This is a genomic window from Kitasatospora sp. NPDC034035 (assembly GCF_055575755.1).
In genome coordinates, this window is sequence record NZ_JBVISA010000023.1 from 70231 (window position 1) to 94279 (window position 24049).

The following is a 24049-nucleotide window of genomic DNA, read 5'->3' on the forward strand; positions in this document are numbered from 1 at the left end:
GGGTCAGTCCTCCTGGTGGTGGGAAACGGGGGTGTCGCGGGCGGCCTCGGCGAGCCTGGCGGCCAGGACCGGTCCGATCTGGGCCAGCGAGCCGGGTTGGGTCATCCGGTTGTGCCGGGTGGTGATTTCGTGCGATTCGATCCGGCCGGTGATGTAGGGCTGCCAGATCTCGGGCCCGGCGTTGTCCTCGGTCCGGTCGATCGTGGAGTTGAAGAGCAGCAGGTCGCCGTCGAACCGCGCGGGGACGAAGTCGACCGCCAGCTGCGCGTTGTTGATCATGATCCGGACGATCACCTCGACCTGTCGCTCGTTCAGGCCGGCCAGCGCGCTGCCCCGCCGGTTCAGTACCTCGGCGACCTCGGCGTAGGTGATGTCCCGGTCGCCCAGCTCGTCCGGGTCGACGTCGAGCACCCCGACGAGCACGTCCCGCTCGGTGGGCACCGGCACCTCCTCGAACGTCACGTCCTTCACCGGATAGGCGTCGAGGATCGCCAGCAGTGCGGTGCGCTCGCCGCGTGACTGCAGCTCGCAGGCGAGCGCGTGGGCGATCAGCCCGCCGGCGGACCAGCCGAGCAGCAGGTACGGGCCCTCCGGCTGGATCTTCTGGACGTGGTCGGCGTAGTCGGCCGCCATCTCCTCGTAGGACGTCGGCAGCGGTTCGGGCCGGCCGAGGCCGCGCGCCTGGATCGCGTAGACGGGGTGCTGGGGGCCGACGTGGTTCAGCAGCCCGCTGTACGACCAGCTGATGCCGCCGCCGGGGTGAACGCAGAACAGCGGGGTGGCGGTCCCGGTCGAACGCAGCGGCAGCACCACGTCCAACGCGTCATCGGGGTCGTCCATGACCAGGCGTTCGGTGAGCCCGGCCACGGTCGGCGCCTCGAACAGCATGCGCAGTCCCAGCTCCAGGCCGAGGGTCTCGCGGACCCGGGAGGCCAGCCGGGCGGCGAGCAGCGAGTGCCCGCCCAGGTCGAAGAAGTTGTCGTCGATGCTCACCTGTTCCCGGCCGAGGACCTCGGCGAACAGGCCGCAGAGCAGTTGCTCCTGCGGCGTCCGGGGGCCGCGGCCGACGTCCGACACCCCGTACTCGGGGGTCGGCAGGGCGGCACGGTCGAGCTTGCCGTTGGCAGTCAGCGGCAGCGCTTCCACGGTGACGAACGCGGCCGGCACCATGTAGTCGGGCAGTTCGCGGCGCAGCCGGCCGGACAGCTCGCCCGCCTCGGGCGCGCCCTCGGGGGCGGGCACCAGGTAGGCGACCAGCCGCTTGTCGCCCGGCCGGTCCTCGCGGGCTACCACGGCCGCCTGGGCGACGCCCGGGCAGCCCGCGAGCACGGCCTCGATCTCGCCGGGCTCGATCCGCAGGCCGCGCAGCTTGACCTGGTGGTCGGCGCGTCCGGCGAACTCCAGCGTGCCTTCAGGCCGCCACCAGGCCAGGTCGCCGGTGCGGTACATCCGGCTCCCGGGCTGCCCGTAAGGGTCCGCGGTGAAGCGCTCCGCCGTCAGGGCGGCCCGGCCGTGGTAGCCGCGGGCCACCCCCACCCCGGCGAGGTACAGCTCGCCGACCATGCCCACCGGCAGCGGCCGCAGGCGGTCGTCGAGCACGTAGGCGCGCATGTTCGCCATCGGCCCGCCGATCGGCACGGACGCGGCATGCTCGGGGAGGGTGCGCACCGGGTGGCAGGTGGCCAGGGTGGTGGCCTCGGTGGGCCCGTAGCCGTTGACCACCTCGATGCCTGGGCAGGCGGCGAGCACCCGGGCGGCGGCGGCCGGGGAGACCACGTCGCCGCCGGTCCACACCTCCCGCACCCCCGCGAGCAGGCCGGGGCGCTCCTCGGCGACCAGCCGGAAGAGTCCGGCGGTGAGCCACAGTCCGGTGACACCGTGCGTGCTGATCGTGTGCTGGAGCAGGTCGAGGTCGAGTTGCCCGGGCGGTGCGACCACGATCCGGCCGCCGTTGAGCAGCGGCACCCACAGTTCGTAGGTCGAGAGGTCGAAGGCCGTCGGGGAGTGCATCAGCACCCGCTCGTGTCCGCCGCCGCGCCATTCGGGGGTCAGCGCGTGGCCCACCACGTCGCGGTGGGTGACGGCCACGCCCTTCGGCCTCCCGGTGGAGCCGGAGGTGTACATGATGTACGCCAACTGGCCGGGTTCGCAGCGGACGTCGATGGCGGACGGATCGGGCTCGGCCTGCTCCAGGGCGTCCAGCACCTCCCGGGTGAGCACCAGCGCGGCCCCGCTCTCCCGCAGGATCAGGTCGATCCTGGAGGAGGGGAAGCGCGAGTCCAGCGGCACGTAGGCGCCGCCCGCCTTGATGATCGCCAGGATCGCCGTGACCAGTTCCGCCGAGCGCTCCAGCAGTACCGCGACCGGCGTCTCCGGGCGGACGCCCTGGCCGACCAGTGCCCGCGCGAGCCGGTCGGACCGCTGGTCGAGCTCCCGGTAGGTCAGCTCGGTGCCACCCGCCACGACGGCCACCGCGTCCGGGGTGGCCCGCACCTGGCGGGCGAACAGCTCGGGCACCGCGGCCCGGGGCAGTTCGGCCGCCGTGTCGTTGAACCCGTACAGCAGTCGGTGGCGTTCCGCCTCGGACATGAGGTCGATCCGGCTGATCGGCCGGTCCGGGTCGGCGACCGCCGTGCGGAGCAACCGGGCCCAGCGGTCGAACAGCAGCTCCACGGTGGCCGCGTCGAACAGGTCGGTGGCGTACTCCACCGCGCCGACCAGGCCGTCGGGGTGGCCGTCCGGGCGGAACTGCTCGGCCAGGCTGAAGGTCAGGTCGACCCGGGAGGTGCCGGTCGGCGCCTCCAGGTGGCAGGTCTCCAGCCCCGGCAGCGCGAACTCGCCCAGCGGCGCGTTCTGCAGGGCCAGCATGATCTGGAACAGCGGGTGGCGGGCCAGCGACCGCGCCGGGTTGACCACCTCGACGAGGTACTCGAACGGCACGTCCTGGTGGTCGTACGCGGTGAGCGCCTTCTGCCTCACCCGGCCGAGCAGTTCGGCGAAGCCTGGGTCGCCGGCGGTGTCGGTGCGCAGCACCAGGGTGTTGACGAAGAAGCCGACGAGCTCGTCCAGCGCCTGGTCGGTACGGCCGGCGATCGGGCTGCCGATCGGGATGTCGGTACCGGCGCCGAGCCGGGTGAGCAGCGCGGCGAGGCCGGCCTGGAGCACCATGAACATGCTGGCGCCGCGTTCGGCGGCCAGGTCCCGTAGGGCCTGGTGCAGGTCGGCGTCCAGCCTGACCACGATCCGGTCGCCCAGCTGGGAGGCCACCGGCGGCCGCGGCCGGTCGGCGGGCAGCTGCAGCTGCTCCGGCATGCCGGTCAATTCATCCTTCCAGTAGGCCAGTTGACGGGCGAAGAGGCTGTCCGGGTCGGCGGCGTCGCCGAGCAGGTCGCGCTGCCAGCCGGTGTAGTCGGCGTACTGCACCGGCAGCGGGGTCCACTGCGGCTCCTCGCCCCGGCAGCGTGTCGCGTAGGCCGCCGCCAGGTCGCCGGAGAGCGGTCCCATCGACCAGCCGTCGGCGGCGATGTGGTGCACCACGACCAGCAGCGCGTGCCGGTCGGGGGCGATCGCGTACAGCTCCGCCCGGACGGGCGGCTCCGCGGCCAGGTCGAAGCCGCGCCGGGCCGTCTGCGCCAGCCGTTCGGCCAGCCGGCCCTCGTCGAGCTCGACCACCGGGAGCGCCGGGTACGCCTGCGCGGCGTCCAGCACGACCTGGTGGGGCACGCCGTCGGTCTCGCGGAAGACCGTCCGCAGGCTCTCGTGCCGGGCGACCACGTCCGCCAGCGCGGCGTGCAGGGCCGGCCGGTCGAGTTCGCCGGTCAGGCTCAGCGCGAGCGGCATGTTGTAGGTGGCGCTCGGCCCGTCCATCCGGTGCAGGAACCACAGGCGGCGCTGGGCGAAGGACAGCGGCACCCGGTCCGGGCGGGGCTGGGCGGTCAGCGCCGGCCGCACCGTGCCGGAGCCGTCCAGGCGGGCCGCCAGGGCGGCCACGGTCGGGGTCTCGAACAGTGTCCGGACCTCCAGTTCCGCGCCGAGGGTCGCCCGGACCCGGGAGGCCAGGCGGGTCGCCAGCAGGGAGTGCCCGCCGAGGTCGAAGAAGCTGTCCTCGACCCCGACCTGGGCCAGCCCGAGCACCTCGGCGAACAGTTCGGCGAGGAGCTGCTCCTGCGGGGTGCGCGGCGCCCGCCCGGCCACGGCCGGGCCGAGGTCGGGTACGGGCAGGGCACGGCGGTCGAGCTTTCCGCTGGCGGTCAGCGGCAGTGCGTCCAGCGCCACGAACGCCGACGGGACCAGGTAGTCGGGCAGCCGGTCCCGCAGCCAGTCGCGGAGTTCGCCGAGGAGGGCGCCGGTGCCCCGGCTGCCGGCCGGGCGGTTGGTCAGCGACGACAGCGCGGTGCCGGCCCGCCGCACCGGCCGGTAGGCCTCGACGGGTGCGTCCGCCGGTCCATCGGTGAAGAGCACGTCGAGGGCTTCGGGCGCGTCGGCGGACCAGGTGAGGTCCACCCGGCGGCCGAGCTCTCCGCCGAGGGCGTGCAAGTCCTCCGGGTCGGGCAGGTCGCCGTCGTCCGGGCCGTGCAGCCGCTCCAGTAGCCCGGCGAGCGTGCCGTCCCCGTTCCGCACCGCCCGGGCCAGCTCGGCCTCGCGTGCGACGCGGCGGTTCGGGACGCCGGTGAGGCGCACCGGGCCGGTGCCCGGTCGCCCGAGCAGTTCGCGCAGCTCGGCGAGGTCGGCGATGTCCCGGCCCCATGCCAGGTCCAGCGGCTGGGCCGGTAGGGCGGGCCGCTTGTGCAGCGTCACGTCGTAGCGGTAGCGGCTCAGTTCGTTGTGGTGCCGACCGCGCTTGACCTCCACAGCCACCGTGCCGATGTCCGTGCCGTGTTCCCTCAGGACCGTGAAGAAGTCCGGGTCGACCAGGAGCTCCTTCTCGACCCGGAGGGCCTGCTCCACGGCGCGGCGCACTGCGGCGAGGTCGGCGCCGTCCCCGGTCCGGTGCAACTGGACGGCCGTGGCCAGTGGGCGCAGCAGCCGTAGGTTGCGCACGTCGCCGATGAAGAGCGCGCCGCCCGGGGCGAGCAGCCGCATCAGCTTCCCGATCACGTCCGCGAGGTAGTCGGCCGACGGGAAGTACTGCACCACCGAGTTGATCACGATGGTGTCGAACTCCCCGGTCGGCAACCCGTCGGTGTCGTGCGCCGGGCGGGTCTGCAGCACCACCCGCTCGGCCAGGTCCTCCTCCCGGGCCACCTGGGCGGCCAGTGCGTCGATCGCGGTGGCGGAGAAGTCGGTCGCCCAGTAGGTCTCGCAGTGCGGCGCGACCTGCGAGAGCAGCAGACCGGTGCCGACGCCGACCTCCAGCACCCGGCGGGGGCGCAGGGCCAGGATGCGGGCGACGGTCGCGTCCCGCCACTCCCGCATCTGCTCGACCGGGATCGGGCCGGCGTCGTAGCTGCTGTTCCAGCCGACGAAGTTCTGGCCGAAGGCGGCTTCGTCGGGAGTGATGGGCAGGGCGTCGTAGATGCCCCGCCACTCGTCCACGTGGTCCGCTTCGACTCCGCTGTCCCGGAACGCCTCCTGGTGCGGGACGACGTAGCCGATCAGCCGGTCGTCCTGGGCGAGGACGGCGGCCCGGGCGACGGCGGGGTGCTCGGCCAGGGCCGACTCGACCTCGCCGGGCTCGACGCGGAAGCCGCGCACCTTCACCTGGTCGTCGGCCCGCCCGACGTACTCCAGCTCACCGTCCGCTCGTCGGCGCACCAGGTCGCCGGTACGGTACATGCGGTCGCCGTCCGCGCCGAACGGGCAGGCGACGAAGCGTCCAGCCGTCAGAGCCGGCCGGTTCAGGTAGCCGCGCGCCGGCCCCGCGCCGGCCACGTACAGCTCCCCGGGCACACCCGGCGGCACCGGCCGCAGTCGCTCGTCCAGCACGTACACCCGGGCGTTGGCGATCGGACGGCCGATCGGCGGCACACCCGCGGCCGGGGACAACGGATCGCTCATCGTCGCGCACACCGTCGTCTCCGTCGGACCGTACGCGTTGATCATCCGCCGGTCCGATGCCCAGCGTTCCACCAGCTCCGGCGGGCAGGCCTCACCGGCCACGACCAGGGTGGACACGGTCATCGAACCCTCGGGCAGGGCGGCCAGGACGGACGGCGGCACGGTCACGTGGGTGACGGCGAGCCCCGGGTCGGTCAGCGCGGCGACCGGGTCCGCCGCGGGCGGCAGCACCAACGCCGCGCCGCACAGCAGGGCGGTGTAGATCTCCGACACCGAGGCGTCGAAGCTGGGCGAGGCGAACTGGAGCACCCGGCTGCCGGGTTCGATCGCGAACCGCTCGATCTGGCCGGCGACCAGGCTCGCGACACCGCCATGGGCGACCACGACGCCCTTGGGGCGACCGGTCGAGCCCGAGGTGTAGATCACGTAGGCCGGGTGCCGGACGTCGAGGGCGACCTCCGGATCGGTGTCGGGCCACTCCGAGACGTCGGCTACCATCGCCGGATCGTCGACCACGACTGCCGGACGGGCATCGTCCAGCATGAACGCGATCCGCGCCTGCGGGTAGGCCGGATCCACCGGCAGGTACGCCGCCCCGGCCTTCAGCACGCCGAGGACGGCTACCACCGCTTCCACCGACCGCGGCAAGGCCACGGCCACCAGCTGCTCCGGACCGATCCCCCGGGCGATCAGCGCGTGCGCGAACCGGTTCGCCCGCGCGTTCAGCTCCCGGTACGTCAGCTCGACGTCGCCACGGACCAGCGCGACCGCATTCGGCGTCGCCGTCACCTGGGCGGCGAAGGCCTGCGGTACCGGGACGGCGCCCACGTCGCGGGCGGTCGCGTTGCCCCGTTCCAGCAGCCGGTGCCGCTCGTCGGCGTCGAGGAGGTCGATCCCCCCGATCGGCTGCTCCGGGTCGGCGGTGACGGCCTCCAGCAGGAGGGTCCAGCGCTGGGCCAGGGCTGCGACCGTCGAGCGGTCGAACAGATCGGTGGCGTACTCGACCGCGCCGACGATCCCGGCCGGGCTCCCGTCCGGACCGAACTGCTCGACCAGGCTCACCCCGAGGTCGAACTTGGCGGTTCCGGTGGCCACCGCGTAGGTGGTCACTTCCATCCCGGGCAGCGAGAACCGGCCCATCGGCGCGTTCTGCACGGCCAGGATCGTCTGGAACAACGGGTGGTGGGACAGCGAGCGGGCGGGGTTCAGCACCTCCACCAGGTGCTCGAACGGCACGTCCTGGTGCGCGTACGCCGACAGCGCCGTCTCCCGCACCCGCTCCAACAGCTCGGCGAAACTCGGATCACCACTCGTGTCGGTACGCAGCACCAGCGTGTTGACGAAGAACCCGACCAGCTCGTCCAGCGCCTCGTCCGTACGCCCCGCGATGGGACTCCCGATCGGGACGTCTGTTCCCGCGCCCAGCCGGGTGTACAGCGCCGCCAGTGCCGCCTGCAGCACCATGAACAGACTCGTCCCGGTGCGCCGCGCCAACTCCGTGAGGGCGACGTGCAGTTCGGGGTCGAGCTCCAGGCCGACGTGGTCCCCCTGCCAGTCGGCGACGGCCGGCCGGGGCCGGTCGGCGGGCAGCTGGAGCAGCTCCGGCAGGTCGGACAGCTGCCGCTTCCAGTAGTCGAGCTGCTCGGCGAACCGGCTCTGCGGGTCGGCGGCGTCGCCGAGCAGCTCGCGCTGCCACAGCGTGTAGTCGGCGTACTGCACCGGCAGGGCCGGCCCGCTGGGCGCGCGGCCCTCGCAGCGGGCCGCGTACGCCTCGGCCAGGTCACGGGCGAGCGGGCCGGTGGACCAGCCGTCCCCGGCGATGTGGTGCATCACCAGCAGCAGCACGTGCTCGTCCGGCGCGAGCGCGAACAGCTCCGCCCGAAGCGGCACTTCCGAGGTCAGATCGAAAGGCTGCCGGGCGAACTCGGCGAGCCGATCGAACAGTTCGGCCTCCGACACCTCCGTCAGCCGCGCCCGGGGCCGGGCCGCCGCCGGGTCCAGCACGCGCTGGCACGGCACGCCGTCGACCTCCGGGAACACCGTCCGCAGGCTCTCGTGCCGGGCCACCACGTCGGCCAGCGCCTCGTCCAGCGCCGCTCGGTCGAGCGTGCCGGTCAGTTGGAGTGCCAACGGGATGTGGTAGGTCGCGGCGCTGCCGTCCATGCGGTGCAGGAACCAGAGCCGTCGCTGGGCGAAGGACAGTGGCACCGTGTCCGGCCGCTCGTGCACGGTCAGCGCCGGGCGGGCGTGGCCCGCCCCGGCCAGTGCCTCGGCCAGGCCCGCCACGGTGGGCGCCTGGAACAGCGCGCGCAGCCCCAGCTCCACGCCGAGCACCGTACGCACCCGCGCGGCCAGCCGGGTGGCGAGCAGGGAGTGCCCGCCCAGGTCGAAGAAGTCGTCGTCGACCCCGACCCCGGACACGCCGAGCACCTCGGCGAACAGCTCGCAGAGGATCTGCTCCTGGGGGGTGCGCGGCGCCCGACCGACCTCGGCCGAGCCGAGGTCGGGAGCGGGCAGCGCTGCGCGGTCCAGCTTGCCGTTGGGGGTCAGCGGCAGCGCGTCCAGCACCGTGAACACGGCCGGCACCAGGTAGTCGGGCAGCCGGTGACGCAGGTGTGCCGCCAGCTCCGCGGGGCGGACGACCGCGTCGGGACGGGCCGCCACGTAGCCGATGAGCCGGTCGTCCCGGGCCACGACAGCGGCCTGGGCGACGGCGGGGTGCTCGGCCAGCGCCGCCTCGACCTCGCCGAGTTCGACGCGGAAGCCGCGCACCTTCACCTGGTCGTCGGCGCGGCCGACGTACTCCAGCTCACCGTCCGCTCGTCGGCGCACCAGGTCGCCGGTGCGGTACATGCGGTCGCCGTCCTTGCCGAACGGGCAGGCGACGAACCGGCCGCCCGTCAGACCGGGCCGGTTCAGGTAGCCGCGCGCCAGCCCGGGGCCGGCGACGTACAGCTCCCCCGCCACACCCGGCGGCACGACGCGCAGCCGCTCGTCGAGCACGTACACCCGGAAGCCCGCGACCGGCCGGCCGATCGGCGGCACTCCCGGACCGGGCGACAGCGGGGCGCTCATCGTCGCGCACACCGTGGTCTCCGTCGGACCGTACGCGTTGATCATCCGGCGTCCGGGCGCCCACCGGGCCACCAGTTCCGGCGCACAGGCCTCACCCGCCACCACCAGCGTCGACGCGGTCACCGAGCCCTCCGGCAGGGCGGCCAGGGCCGAGGGCGGCAGGGTCACATGGGTGATGTCGAGCCCGCGGTCCGTCAGGGCCTCCAGCGGAGCCTCGGCCGGGGCCAGGACGAGAGTCGCGCCGGTGAGCACGGCACTGCACAGGTCCCAGAAGGACGCGTCGAAGCTGGGCGAGGCGAACTGGAGCACCCGGCTGCCCGGCGCCACGCCGAGCCGCTCGACCTGTGCCGCCACCAGGCCGGACACGCCGCTGTGGGTGACGGCCACGCCCTTGGGCCGGCCCGTCGAGCCCGAGGTGTAGATCACGTAGGCCGGGTGCCGGGCGTCCACCACGACAGCCGGATCGTCCTCCGGCCGGTCCCCCTCGACCACCATCGCGGGGTCGTCGACCACCACCGCCGGACGGGCATCGTCGAGCATGAACGCGATCCGGGCGGCAGGGTACGCCGGGTCCAGCGGCAGGTACGCGGCCCCGGCCTTCAGGGTGCCCAGGGCCGCCACCACCGACTCCACCGACCGCGGCAGCGCCACCGCCACGACCCGCTCCGGGCCGACACCGCGAGCGATCAGCGCGTGCGCGAACCGGTTCGCCCGGGAGTTCAACTGCCGGTACGTCAGCTCCGTTTCCCCGCAGACGAGCGCCACCGCGTCCGGCGCCGCCGCCACCCGCGCCGCGAACAGCTCCGGCAGGCTCACCGCGGCCGCCGCGCCGTCGACGGCGGGCAGCAGCTCGCGCCGCTCCTCGGCGGAAAGCAGGTCGATCCCGCCGATCGGCAGGTCCGGGGCGGCGGTGACCGCGGCCAGCAGCCTGGTCCAGCGGGCGGCCAGGGCCTCGACCGTCGAGCGGTCGAACAGGTCGGTGCTGTACTCGACCGCGCCGCTGAGTCCGGCCGGCGCGCCGTCGGGTCCGTGCTCCTCCGCGAAGCCGAAGGTCAGGTCGAGCCGCGCGGTCCCGGTGAGCACGGTCACCCCGGAGACCAGGAGACCCGGCAGCTCGAAGTCACCTCCCGGCGTGTTCTGCACGACCAGCCCGGTCTGGAACAGCGGGTGGTGCGACGGCGAGCGGGACGGGTTCAGCACCTCCACCAGGTGCTCGAACGGCACGTCCTGGTGGGCGTACGCCGACAGCGCCGTCTCCCGCACCTGCTCCAACAGCTCGGCGAAGCTCGGATCACCACTCGTGTCGGTGCGCAACACCAGCGTGTTGATGAAGAACCCGACCAGCTCGTCCAGCGCCTCATCGGTCCGCCCCGCGATCGGACTCCCGATCGCGATGTCCGTTCCCGCGCCCAGCCGGGTGTACAGCGCGGCGAGCGCGGCCTGCAGCACCATGAACAGGGTCGCACCCGAGCTGCGCGCCAACCCCACCAGCGCGGTGTGCAGTTCGGCATCGATCCGCAGTTCCAGCAGCTCACCGCCGTACGACATGGTGGCCGGGCGTGGCCGGTCGGCAGGCAGCTGCAGCTGCTCGGGCAGACCCGCCAGCTCCTCCGTCCAGTAGGTGACCTGGCGAGCGAACGGGCTGTCGGTGTCCTGCTCGTCGCCCAGGATCTCGTGCTGCCACAGGGTGTAGTCGCTGTACGTCACCGGCAGTGGCGGCCACACCGGCGCCACGCCACCCTGCCGGGCGGTGTAGGCGGTGGCCAGGTCGCGGGCCAGCGGGCCCATGGACCAGCCGTCCCCGACGATGTGGTGCATGACCAGCAGGAGCACGTGCTCGTCGGTCTTCTCGGCGACCGCGAACAGTTCCGCCCGCACCGGAACTTCCGAGGTCAGGTCGAAGCCGCGCACCGCCGCCTCTCGAAGCAGGACGGGCAGCTCCGCCTCGCCGGCCGCGCGCACGGTCAGCGGAACGGCGACCTTGTCGGTGTCCAGCACCCGCTGGTGCGGAATTCCGGCGATGTGTGGGAAGACCGTGCGCAGGGTCTCGTGCCGGGCCACCACGTCCGCGAGCGCGGCGCTCAGTGCAGCCCGGTCGAGGTCGCCGGTCAGCCGTAGGGCCAGCGGCATGTGGTAGGTGGCGCTCGGCGCCCCGAACTGCTGGAGGAACCACAGTCGGCGCTGGGCGAACGACAGTGGCATCGGCTCGCGGCGGGGCCGGGGTACCAGGGCCTGCCGTGCGGAGGCGGCGGCGTGCAGCCCGGCCGCCAGCCCGGCGGGTGTCGGGGTGCGGAACAGGTCGCGCAGCTCCAGTTCGACCCCGAGGGTCGCCCGGACCCGTGACACCAGCCGGGTGGCGAGCAGGGAGTGCCCGCCCAGGTCGAAGAAGTCCTCGTCGACCCCGGCCTGCGGCAGGCCCAGCACCTCGGCGAACAGCTCGCACAGGATCTGCTCCTGCGGGGTGCGCGGCGCCCGGCCGCCGGTCGGGCCCGTCGGCTCGGGCGCGGGCAGCGCGGCGCGGTCCAGCTTGCCGTTGGGCGTCAGCGGCAGCGCGTCCAGCAGGACGAACGCGGACGGCACCAGGTAGTCCGGCAGCCGCTCGCGCAGGTAGGCCGCCAGTGCCGCCGTGGTGGCCGGCTCCTGCGTCGATGGCACCGCATACGCGACGATCCTGGTCTCGCCCCGGTCCTCGCGGGCGAGCACGGCCACCCGGGCGACGCCCGGGTGGCCCGTCAGCTCCGCCTCGATCTCCCCGGGCTCGATCCGGAACCCGCGCACCTTCACCTGGTGGTCCACCCGTCCGGCGAACTCCAGCTCGCCGTCGGCGCGCCAGCGGACCAGGTCGCCGGTGCGGTACATCAGCGAGCCCGCCGGCCCGTACGGATTGGCGACGAAGCGCCCGGCGGTCAGCCCGGGCCGGCTCAGATAGCCACGGGCCAGCCCCGTCCCGGCCAGGTACAGCTCGCCCAGCACCCCGGCTGCGACCGGCCGCAGGGCCGAGTCCAGCACGTAGGCCTGGCAGTTGGCGATCGGGCGGCCGATCGGTACCGGCAGCGGGCAGTCCGCCGGATCGGCCGGCAGCGGGTAGGCGGTGATCACATGGGTCTCGGCGGGACCGTAGTGGTTGTGCAGCACCCGGCCCGGACGGCGGGCCTGGAAGCGGCGCACCGCACCGCCGAGGCGCATCGCCTCACCGGCCTGGGCGACCAGCCGCAGGCTCGGCAGCTCCAGCCCGGCCTCCTCGGCGGCCTCGGCCAGCGCCTCGACCACCAGGTTGGGCGCGAACAGCTCGCCGACCTCGTGCCGGTCCAGCCAGTGCGCGAACAGCTCGGCGCTGCGGCGCTGCTCCTCGGTCGGCACCACCAGGGTCTTGCCGTACAGCAGCGCGGAGAGCACCTCCTGCACCGAGACGTCGAAGCTGATCGCGGTGAACTGCGCGGTGCGGGTGCCGGGTTCGCCACCGACGGCCTCGTGGTGCCACGCCAGCAGGTTCAGCAGCCCGGCTGCGGGCATCACCACGGCCTTGGGCCGGCCGGTGGAGCCGGAGGTGTAGATCACGTAGGCCGGGTGCCGCGCGTCCACGACGACGGCCGGATCGTGCTCCGGCCACTCCCCGGCCGGGGGGACCGCCGCGAGGTCGCCCAGGGCAACGGCCGGCCGCGCGTCCTCCAGCATGTACGCGATGCGGGCGGCCGGGTAGTCCGGGTCGATCGGCAGGTAGGCAGCACCCGTCTTGAGCACCGCGAGGACGGCGACCACCAGCTCCGGCGAGCGCGGCAGCCGCAGGGCGACGACCTGCTCCGGGCCAGCTCCGCGCGCGATCAGCGCGTGCGCCAGCTGGTTGGCCCGGCGGTTCAGCTCGCGGTAGGTCAGCACGGTGTCCTCGAACACCACCGCCTCGGCCTCCGGGGTCGCCCGGACCTGCGCCTCGAACCGGGCCGACAGGCCCTCCACGGGAACCGGGCGGGCGGTCTCGTTACGCGCCACCAGCAGCTCGTGCCGCTCCTCGGCGGTGAGCACGTCGATCCGGCTGAGCGGCCGGTCCGGCTCGGCGACCACCGCCGCCAGCAGCCGCAGCCACCGGGCGACCAGGGCCTCCACCGTGGCGTGGTCGAACAGGTCGGTGCTGTACTCCACCCGCCCGACGATGCCCTCGGCCGGCCCACCGGTGCCGCCGCGCTCCAGCAGGTGGAAGCCGAGGTCGAACATCGCCGTCGGCGTCCGCACCAGGACGATCTCGGCGCTCAGACCGCTCAGCGTGAACTCGGTGCGTGGCGTGTTCTGCAGCGCGAGCAGCACCTGGAACAGCGGCTGGCGGGCCGGCGACCGGGACGGGTTGAGGGCCTCGACGACGTGCTCGAACGGCAGGTCCTGGTGCGCGTACGCGCCGAGCGCGCCCTCCCGGACCCGGCCCAGCAGCTCGGCGAAGCTCGGGTCGCCGCTCGTGTCCGTACGGAGCACCAGGGTGTTGACGAAGAACCCGACGAGGTCGTCCAGCGCCTGGTCGGTCCGCCCGGCGATCAGGCTGCCGACCGGGATGTCGTCGCCCGCGCCGAGCTTGTCCAGCAGCGCCGCCAGCGCGGCCTGGAGCAGCATGTGGACGCTGGCCCCGTTCTCCCGGCCCAGGCGCAGCAGCGCACCGTGCAGCTCCGCGTCCAGATCGATCGCCAGCTGCCCGCCCTCGTACGAGGTGGTCGCCGGGCGCGGCCGGTCGGCGGGCAGCCGGATCTGCTCGGGAAGGCCGGCCAGCCGCTCCGTCCAGTAGGCAGACTCCCGGGCGAACAGGCTGGTGGGATCGTCGCGGTCCCCGAGCAGCCGGTCGTGCCAGAGGGTGTAGTCGGCGTACTGCACCGGCAGCGGCGCCCACCGCGGTTCCTCGCCCCGGCGGCGGGCCGCGTATGCGGTGGCCAGGTCGGCGGCCAACGGACCCAGCGACCAGCCGTCACCGGCGATGTGGTGCATCACCAGCAGCAGCACGTGCTCGTCGGCGGAGAGCGCGAACAGCTCGGCGCGCAGTGGCGGTTCGGCCGCGAGGTCGAAGCCGCGCCCAGCGGCCTCGGTCAGCAGCTCGGTCAGGTCCGTCTCGTCAGTGGGGATCACAGGCAGCTGCGGCGGTACGTCTCCGGCGCCCAGAATCTGCTGGTACGGCACGCCGTCCAGCGCTGGAAAGACCGTGCGCAGGGTCTCGTGCCGGTCGACGACGTCGCCCAGCGCCGCCTCCAGGGCCGTCAGGTCCAGCGGTCCCGAGAGCCGCCAGGCGAGCGGCATGTTGTAGACCGAGTCCGCGCCCTCCAACTGGCGCAGGAACCACAGCCTCCGCTGAGCGGACGACAGTGGCACCAGCGCGGGCCGCTCCGCCTGCCCCAGGGCGAGCCTGGCCCGGCCCGCGCCACCCAGGCCGGCGGCCAGCCCGGCCACCGTCGGCGTCTCGAAGAGGGCGCGAAGCTCCAGTTCCACCCCGAGGGTCGCTCGTGCCCGGGCGACCAGGCGGGTGGCGAGTAGGGAGTGTCCGCCGAGTTCGAAGAAGTCGTCGTCGGCCCCGACCTCGGACACGCCGAGCACCTCGGCGAACAGCTCTGCGAGGACCCGCTCCTGCGGGGTGCGCGGGGCCCGGCCGGTCCGCGCCGCGCTGTGGACGGGTGCGGGCAGCGCACGCCGGTCCAGCTTGCCGGTGGCCGTCAGCGGCAGGCTCTCCAGGAGCACGAAAGCGGCCGGGACCATGTAGTCCGGCAGCCGCTCGCGCAGGTGTGCCCGCAGCTCGTCCGGTCGGAGTTCCGCCCCGGCGACGGACACCGGATAGGCGACCAACCGCACGTCCCCTGCCCGGTCCTCCCGGACGGTCACCGCGACCTGGGCGACCTGCGGGTGTTCCTCCAGCGCCGCCTCGATCTCGCCGAGTTCGATCCGGAAGCCGCGCACCTTGACCTGGTCGTCGGTCCGGCCGAGGAACTGCAGGTTCCGGTCCACGCCCCAGCGCACCAGGTCGCCGGTGCGGTACATCCGCGAACCGCTCGGACCGAACGGGTCCGCCAGGAACCGTCCGGCGGTGAGTCCCGGCCGGTTCAGGTAGCCGCGGGCCAGGCCCGCTCCGGCGAGGTACAGCTCACCCGCCACACCCACGGGCACCGGCTGCAGGGTGCTGTCGAGGACGTACAGCCGGATGCCCCCGAGCGGCCGGCCGATCACCGGGCGCGGACTCGATGCCAGCGCCGCGACGACCGCGTCCACCGTGCACTCGGACGGCCCGTAGTAGTTCAGGCAGGTGACTCCTTCGACCGCCCGCAGCCGCTCCCACAGCTGGTCCGGAACGGCCTCCCCGCCCATCGAGACCACCGCCGGGCGACGCCCCGGGTCGTCCAGGAGCCCCCGCGCGACAAGGACCTGGAGGTAGGACGGGGTGGCGTTGACGTAGTCCAGCCCGGCGCGTGCCACGTAGTCGACGAAGGCGTCCGGGTCGGACCAGGTCGCCTCGTCCAGGACGTGCAGTTCGTGGCCCGCGTACAGGCTGGACATCTGATCGCAGGAGGCGTCGAACGACACGGAGGTGGTCAGTCCGATACGCAACCGCTCCCTCGTCCCCTGGGGGAAGAGCAGCGGACGCTGGCTGACGAAGAGGTTGAGCAGGCCGCCGTGGGTCGACTCCACACCCTTGGGCCTGCCGGTGGAGCCAGAGGTGTAGATCACGTAGGCCGGATGCCTCGGGTCGATGGCCACCAGGGGGTCCGTCGCCGGGCAGTCGGCCACCAGGGCAGCCGTCTCCGGGTCGTCGAGCACCAGCCATCCGGCCGGACCGGCCTCCGGCAGTCGGCCCCGGGTCCGGACGTCGGTCACCGCCAGCACCGGGCCGGCATCGTCGAGCATGTGCCCGATCCGCGCGGCCGGGTACTCGGGATCGACCGGAACATAGGCCGCCCCGGTCCGCAGCACCGCGAGGATCGCGACCACCAGCTCGGCCGACCTCGGCAGAGCAACCGCCACCAGCCGCTCCGGCCCCGCGCCCCGCGCGATCAGCGCGTGCGCCAGCCGGTTCGCCCGCGCGTCCAACTCCGCGTACGTCAGCGAGACGTCCCCGCACACCAACGCCACCAGCTCCGGCGTTGCGCGCACCTGCGCCCGGAACAGCTCCGGCACGCTCGCGGCCGGACGCTCCACCGCCGGGCCGGTGCCCAGCGCCGTCAACTCACCGCGCTCCTCGGTGGTGAGCAGACCGAACCGGCTGAGCCGCCGCCGCGGATCGGCGACCGCGGCGCGGAGCAGCCGCTCCAAGCGCCCGATCATCGTCTCGACGGTGGCCGGGTGGTACAGGTCGCTGGTGTACTCGACGAAGGCGTCGATCCCTTCGGGGGTGCCGTCCTCCGCGTGCCGCTCGGCCATGGTGAAGATCAGGTCGAGCTTGGCGGTGGTCGAGGTCGACGGCACGTCCTCGACGTCCAGTCCGGGCGGCGCGAAGTCGGCGCGGGGTGCGTTCTGCAGCACCAGCATGACCTGGAACAGCGGGTGGTGTGCCAGCGATCGCGCCGGGTTCAGGATCTCGACCAGGTACTCGAACGGAAGGTCCTGGTTGGCGTAGCCGGCCAGCGCGGTGTCCCGGACCCGGCCGAGCAGCTCGGCGAAGGTCGGATCGCCCGAGGTGTCGGTACGGAACACCAGGGTGTTGACGAAGTAGCCGACCAGCTCGTCCTGTGCCTGGTCGCTCCGGCCCGCGACCGGACTGCCGACCGGGATGTCGTCGCCCGCGCCGAGCTTGCTCAACAGCGCCGCCAGCCCCGCCTGGAGCACCATGAACAGACTGGTCCCGTGCACGCGGGCGAGCTCGCGCAGGCCGCGGTGCAGGTCGGCGTCCAGCCCGGCGCGCACGGAGCCGCCCCGGTGCGAGGAGACCGCCGGGCGGGGCCGGTCGGTGGGCAGCTCGATCCGCTCCGGCAGACCGGCCAGCCGGCGGGTCCAGTAGACCGCCTGGCCGGCGAACAGGCTGTCCAGGTCGGAGGAGTCACCTAGCAGTTCGTGCTGCCAGAGGGTGTAGTCGGCGTACTGGACCGGCAGCTCCTCCCACTGCGGCGCCTCACCGCGGCAGCGCGCCGCGTAGGCGACGGCCAGGTTCTGCGTGAGCGGGCCCAGCGACCAGCCGTCGCCCGCGATGTGGTGGAGCACCAGCTGGAACACGTGCTCGTCCGCTGCCAGCTCGAACAGCTCGACTCGCAGCGGAACGTCGACCGCCAGGTCGAATCGGTGGGCCTTCGCCTCCGCCATGACGGCCGGCAGTTCGGCCTCGGTGGTCCACCTCACGAGCAGGCGCGGGCTGGCTGCCACGACGTCCAGCACCTGCTGGTGCGGCACGCCGTCGACCGCCGGGAAGACGGTGCGCAGACTCTCGTGCCGCGCCACGACGTCCGCCACGGCGGCCTCCAGGGCCCGCCGGTCCAGGTCCCCGGACAGCCGCCAGGCGAGGGAGATGTGGTAGTTCGCGCTGGCACCCTCCAACTGGTGCAGGAACCAGAGCCGCCGCTGCGCGAACGACAGCGGGATCACCTCGGGGCGCTCGCGCCGTGCCAGGGCGGGCTGCGCCGGTCCGGCCGCCACCAGGGCGGCGGCCAGGCCGGCCGGGGTCGGCGCCTCGAACAGGGTGCGCAGCGGCATCTCCACGCCGAGCGTCGCGCGGATCCGGGCGGCCAGGCGGGTGGCCAGCAGGGAGTGGCCGCCGAGGTCGAAGAAGCCGTCCTCGACGCCGGCCGACGCCACGCCCAGGACCTCGGCGAACAGCTCGCAGAGGACCTGCTCCTGCGGGGTGCGCGGTACGCGGGCGATGGCCGCCGGGGTGAGGTCGGGGGCCGGCAGGGCCCGGTGGTCCAGCTTGCCGTTGGCGGTCAGTGGCAGCGCGTCCAGCACGACGAACGCCGAGGGCACCATGTACTCCGGCAGCCGCTCGGCCAGGTGGCCGCGTAGCTCGGCCGGGCGCGGCGCGGCTCCGGCGGTCGGGACCAGGTACGCGACCAGCCGGTTGTCGTCGGCACGGTCCTGCCGGGCCAGCACGGCGACCTGGGCGACGCCCGGGTGCGCGGCGAGCGCCGCCTCGATCTCGCCGAGTTCGATGCGGAAGCCGCGCACCTTCACCTGCTGGTCGGCCCGGCCGACGTAGCGCAGGCCGCCGTCGGCGGTCCGGCGCACCACGTCGCCGGTGCGGTACATCCGGGAGCCGGCCGGGCCGAACGGATCCGCAACGAACCGCCCGGCGGTCAGGCCGGGCCGGTTCAGGTAGCCGCGGGCCAGACCGGGGCCCGCGACGTACAGCTCGCCGGCGACGCCCGGGGCCACCGGGCGCAGGCCACCGTCGAGCACGTACGTGCGCAGGTCCGGCAGGGCCGTGCCGATCTGCCCGGTGGCGTTGCCGGAGGCGTCGAGCGCCGCGTGGGTGACGTGCACGGTGGTCTCGGTGATGCCGTACATGTTGACCAACCGCGGGGCGTCCTCCGCGTGCCGCTCGTACCAGTCGGCGAGCCGGGAGTGCTCCAAGGCCTCGCCACCGAACACCACCGTGCGCAACACGAGTTCACGGCTGGTGTCCGGCGCCTCGGCATCCGCCTGCATCAGCTGGTAGAAGGCGGAGGGCGTTTGGTTGAGGACGGTCACCCGCTCGCGGGCGAGGAGCTCCAGGAACCGGCCGGGCGAGCGGCTGGTCTCGTGGTCCACGACCACCAGCCGGCCGCCGCGCAGCAGCGGGCCCCACAGCTCCCACACCGAGAAGTCGAAGGCGTAGGAGTGGAACAGCGTCCAGACGTCCTCGGCGGTAAAGCCGAACAGGTCCTCCGTGGTCCGGAACAGCCGCACCACGTTCCGGTGCGGGACCACGACTCCCTTGGGGTCGCCCGTGGAGCCGGAGGTGTGGATGACGTAGGCCGCCTGACCGGGATCGACCGCGACCCGCGGGTCGGTGTCCGGCTGTCCGTCCAGGTCGGCGGTGTCCAGCAGCAGCCGGTCCACGCCGTCCGGGGCCGGCAGCTCGCCGGCCGCGCCGGTCGTCACCAGCAGCGCGGGCCGACCGTCCTGGAGCAGGTAAGCGATCCGGGCGGCCGGGTACCGCGGGTCGACCGGGAGGTACGCGCCGCCTGCCTTCAGCACGGCGAGCACCGCCACGACCTGCTCTGCCGAGCGGGGCAGGGCCAGCGCCACGAGCTGCTCCGGGCCCACCCCCCGGTCGATCAGGGCGTGCGCCAGCCGGTTCGCGCGGGCGTTCAACTCCCCGTAGGTCAGGGTGACTTCGCCGTCCGTGAGGGCAACGGCGGCCGGGGTCGCCCGCACCTGCCGCTCGAACAGCGCGGTCAGGCCGCTGTCCGGATACTCCTCGCCCTGGTCGGTGCGAGCCGGGAGCAGCGCGCCGAGCTCCTCGGCGGACAGCAGGTCCACCCGGCCGATCCGCCCGCCGGGGTCGGCCACCACGGCACGCAGCAGCCGCAGCCACCGCTCGACGATCCCGGCCGCGGTGGCCGCGTCGAACAGGTCGGTGCTGTACTCCACCACGCCCGACAGGCCGTCCTCGCCGGGCTGTTCGGCCAGGATGAAGGTCAGGTCACACTTGGCCGTCCCGGTGTGGACCAGGTCGGTCGCCACCCGCAGCCCCGGCAGGTCGAAGGCGCCGAGCGGCGCGTTCTGCAGGGTGAGCATGGTCTGGAACAGCGGGTGGTGCGCCAGCGTCCGGGTCGGGTTCAGCGCCTCCACCAGGTACTCGAACGGCACGTCCTGGTGCGCGTACGCGGCCAGCGCGTCCGCGCGTACCCGGCCGAGGAGTTCGGTGAACGACGGGTCGCCGGAGAGGTCGGTGCGCAGCACCAGGGTGTTGACGAAGAATCCGACCAGCTCGTCCGCCGCCTCGTCGGTGCGCCCGGCGATCGGGGTCCCGATCGGGACGTCGCTGCCTGCGCCGAGCTTGCCCAGCAGTGCGGCCAGTCCGGCCTGGAGCACCATGAAGAGGCTGGCCCCGCCGTCGCGGGCGAGCGCGCGCAGGCCCTGGTGCAGCTCGGCGTCGATCCGCACCGGCAGGTGGGCGCCCCGGTAGGACATCGCGGCCGGCCGGGGCCGGTCGAACGGCAGCTCCACCTGCTCCGGAAGGTCCGCCAGCTGCTCACGCCAGTAGGCGAGTTGGCTGTTCAGCAGGCTGCCCTGGTCGGTGCCGTCGCCGAGCAGCTCCCGCTGCCAGAGGGCGTAGTCGGCGTACTGGACGGGCAGCGGCGACCACTCCGGCTTGCCGCCCTCGGCGCGGGCCGCGTAGGCGGTCGTCAGGTCCCGCGAGAGCGGCCCCATCGACCAGCCGTCACCGGCGATGTGGTGCACCACCAGCAGCAGCACGTGCTCCTCGGCCGCCAATCGGAAGAGTTCGGCGTGCAGCGGCGGTTCCTCGGCGAGATCGAACCCGTACCGGCCCGACTGCGCCAGCCGCTCCGATAGCTCGCGTTCGCCGAGCTCCGTCACCCGCAGCCGCGGCCGGGCCTCGTCGGGGTCCAGCACCCGTTGGCAGGGCACGCCGTCGACCGTCGGGAAGACGGTGCGCAGGCTCTCGTGCCGCTCGACCAGGTCCCCCAGCGCGGTTTCCAGGGCCCGCTGGTCCAGGCTTCCGGACAGCCGCAGAGTCAGCGGGATGTTGTAGGTGGCGCTCGGGCTGTGACTCGCCCGCTCGCCGGACTCCATGCGGTGCAGGAACCACAGCCGTCGCTGCGCGAAGGACAGCGGGACGGTCACCGGCCGCTCGCGCCGCCCCAGCGCCGGGCGCGCCCGGCCCGCGACGTCCACGGCCGCCGCCAGTTCCGCCACCGTCGGCGCGTCGAACAGGTCGCGCAGCCCCAGCTCCACGCCCAGCACCGACCGGGCCCGGGCGACAAGCCGGGTGGCCAGCAGGGAGTGCCCGCCCAGGTCGAAGAAGCTGTCGTCCAGCCCGGGCTCGGACACCCCGAGCACCTCGGTGAACAGCCCCACCAGCAGGTGTTCGGTCGCGGTGCGCGGAGCACGGCCCGGCGCGGCGGGCTGCGGCTCGGGCGCCGGGAGGGCCCGCCGGTCGAGCTTGCCGTTCGGGGTCAGCGGCAGCGCGTCCAGCAGCACGTACGCGGCCGGCACCATGTGGCGGGGCAGCCGGTCCCGCAGGTGGTCGCGCAGGGCGGTGTCGGTCACGGTGGTGCCGGGCTCGGGCACCGCGTAGGCGACCAGCCGGGGTTCCTGCTCGGTGCGCACCAGCACGGCGGCCCGGGCGACCTGCGGATGCTCGGCGAGGACGGCCTCGATCTCGCCCGGCTCGAGCCGGAAGCCGCGGATCTTCACCTGGTCGTCGGTGCGGCCGAGGAACTCCAGGTTGCCGGACGCGTCCCAGCGCACCAGGTCCCCGGTGCGGTACATCCGCGATCCGACCGGCCCGAACGGGTCGGCGACGAAGCGCCCGGCGGTCAGGCCGGGCCGGTTCAGGTAGCCGCGGGCGAGGCACGCGCCCGCGAGGTACAACTCACCCGCCGCACCGGCCGGCAGCGGCCGCAGGGCGCTGTCGAGCACGTACAGCCGGGCGTTGGTGGCCGGCCGGCCGATGACCGGGCGCGGGCTCGAATCCAGGGACGCGATCACCGGGTTGACGGTGCACTCGGACGGCCCGTAGAGGTTGAGGCAGGACACCCCCTCGGCCGCCCGCAGCTGTTCCCACAGCTGCTCCGGGATGGCCTCGCCGCCCGCCGCGACCAGCGCCGGGCGCCACTGCGGGTCGCGCAGCAGCCTGTGGGCGACGAGGACGTGCAGGTAGGACGGGGTGGCTTCGATGTAGTCCAGTCCGCAGCGTGCCGCGTAGCGGACGAAGGTATCGGGGTCGGTCCAGGTCGCGTGCTCCAGGACGTGCAGCTCGTGGCCTGCGAACAGGGCGAGCAACTGGTTCCACGACGCGTCGAACGACACCGACGTGGTCAGGGCCACCCGCAACCGCTGCCGCTCCCCGAGCACCGGCGCGAAGCGCACCTGTCGCAGGTCGGTGAGCAGGTTGAGCAGGCCGCCGTGGGTCGGTGCCACGCCCTTGGGTCGTCCGGTGGAACCGGACGTGTAGATGACGTACGCCGGGTGCCGCGGATCGATCGCCGCGGCCGGATCCACCGCCGGAGATCCCGCCACCAGGGCAGCCGTCTCCGGGTCGTCGAGCACCAGCCGGTCGACGGGACCGCCGTCGGGCAGGCGCTCCCCGCTGCGGGAGTCGGTGATCACCAGGGCCGGCCGGGCGTCGTCGAGCAGGTACGCGATCCGGGCGGTCGGGTACTCGGGGTCGACCGGGACGTACGCGGCGCCGGTCTTCAGCACCGCGAGGATTGCCACCACCAGCTCCACCGAGCGCGGCAGGGCCACCGCCACCAGCCGCTCCGGGCCGGCTCCCCGGGCGATCAGGGCGTGCGCCAGTCGGTTCGCCCGCGTGTCCAGCTCCGTGTACGTCAGCGAGACGTCTCCGCACACCAGCGCGACCAGGTCCGGGGTCGTCCGCACGTGCTCCCGGAACAGCTCCGGCAGGCTCTCGGACGGGGCCGGCGCCACCGGGCCGGTGCCGACGGCCGACAAGTCGTCGCGCTCCTCGGCCGTGAGCAGCTCGATCCGGCCCACCGGCTCGTCCTGTTCGCAGTCCGCGAGGGTGTCCAGCAGCGCGAGGAGCCACTGCTGGTGCGCGGCGAGGTCGTCGGGGCCGTACGCCTCCGGCGAGCCGTGCAGCCGGAGCAGCGGCGGGTTGCCGTCCCGGTAGTCGAAGACCCAGACGGCGAGGTCGGTGGTCGACCCGGACACGAAGTGGTGCACGGAGGCCGGGTGCCCGGCGAAGCTCGGCCTGGAGTTGAAGGCCATGATGTTGACGATCAGCGGGAACGCCGTCCCGATGCCGCCCGGGGCGCCGAGGTCGCGCAGCAGGTCCTCGCTGCGGTAGCGCTCGTGGGCGACGGCCGTCTCGACCTCCCGCGCCGCCTGGGCGACGAGTTCGCGCCACGGCATGTCGGGTCGCACGGTCAGCCGCAGCGGCACCACGTTGGACAGGGTGCCCGGCACCGACATCAGGTCGCGGTCGGCGCCCCGGCGGGCGGTGACGGGCATGGCGAGCACCACGTCCTGGTTGCCGGTCAGCCGGTGGGCGTAGAGCGCCGTCGCCGCGATCAGCAGCCGGGACCACCGGACGCCGGAACGGCCCGCCGCCGCCCGCAGGGCGTCCGGGCGGAGCAGTTCCCGCTCCTCGGCCAGGCGGAGAGCGCGGTGCGGGTCGGTTGCGGAGGTGTCGGTGAGCCGGGTCGGGGCGGGCAGGTCGGCGAAGCGTCCGGTCCAGTAGGCACGGTCGGCGGCGAAGTCGGTGGACGCGCGGTAGGCGGCGTCGCTGTCGACCAGGTCCCGTAGCGAGCCGAACGGGCACGGCGGTACGGCGCCGCCCTCGGCGAGCGCCGAGTACACTTCGCCGACCCGCTGCCGGAGCATGGAGCTGCTGATCGCGTCCAGCACCACGTGGTGGTAGTTCAGGTACCAGAGGAATTCCGTCGGCGACGCCTTGATCAGCGCGTGGCCGAACAGCGGGTCCCGGGTGAGGTCCAGCGGGCGCAGCAGGTCCCGCTCCATCCACTCCACGGCCGCCGCGCGGGGGTCGGGCTCCCCGCTGAGGTCGAGGTGCGCGGGTGTCCAGTCCCAGCTCTCCCGGAGGACCTGGCGCGGGCCGTCGCCGTCGTCGACGAAGGTCACGTGCAGGGCGTCGACCTCGTCGACGACCCGGCGCAGCGCGGTCTCGAACAGCTCCCGGTCCACCGGCCCGTGGATCTCCAGGCACTCGCCGACGCGGTAGCCCGGGATCGGCGTCCGGGAGCTCTGCTCGGCGAGCCAGATCTCGCGCTGGGCGGCTGTCAGGGGAAGGGCGTCGCCGTCGCGACGGGACATGGGGGTACCTCCGAAGGTGTGGGCAGGCATGTGGGCAGGGCGCGCCGGGCGCCGCCGACCGCGGTGTCGTCAC

The 24049-nt window shown here is 73.9% G+C and carries 1 protein-coding gene; it reads right to left on the minus strand.

Annotation, left to right across the window (positions count from 1 at the left end; all coding sequences use genetic code 11):
• Window positions 1-3 precede the first annotated feature (3 nt).
• Window positions 4-23976 (minus strand): non-ribosomal peptide synthase/polyketide synthase, encoded by a 23973-nt coding sequence (locus ACZ52J_RS28815; RefSeq protein WP_465622869.1) that lies wholly within the window; start codon window positions 23974-23976, stop codon window positions 4-6.
• Window positions 23977-24049: the final 73 nt, after the last annotated feature.

Excerpts from the sequence above, each read along its gene's own strand:
- ACZ52J_RS28815 (WP_465622869.1), bottom strand. The coding sequence starts at position 23,976 with ATGTCCCGTCGCGACGGCGACGCCCTTCCCCTGACAGCCGCCCAGCGC.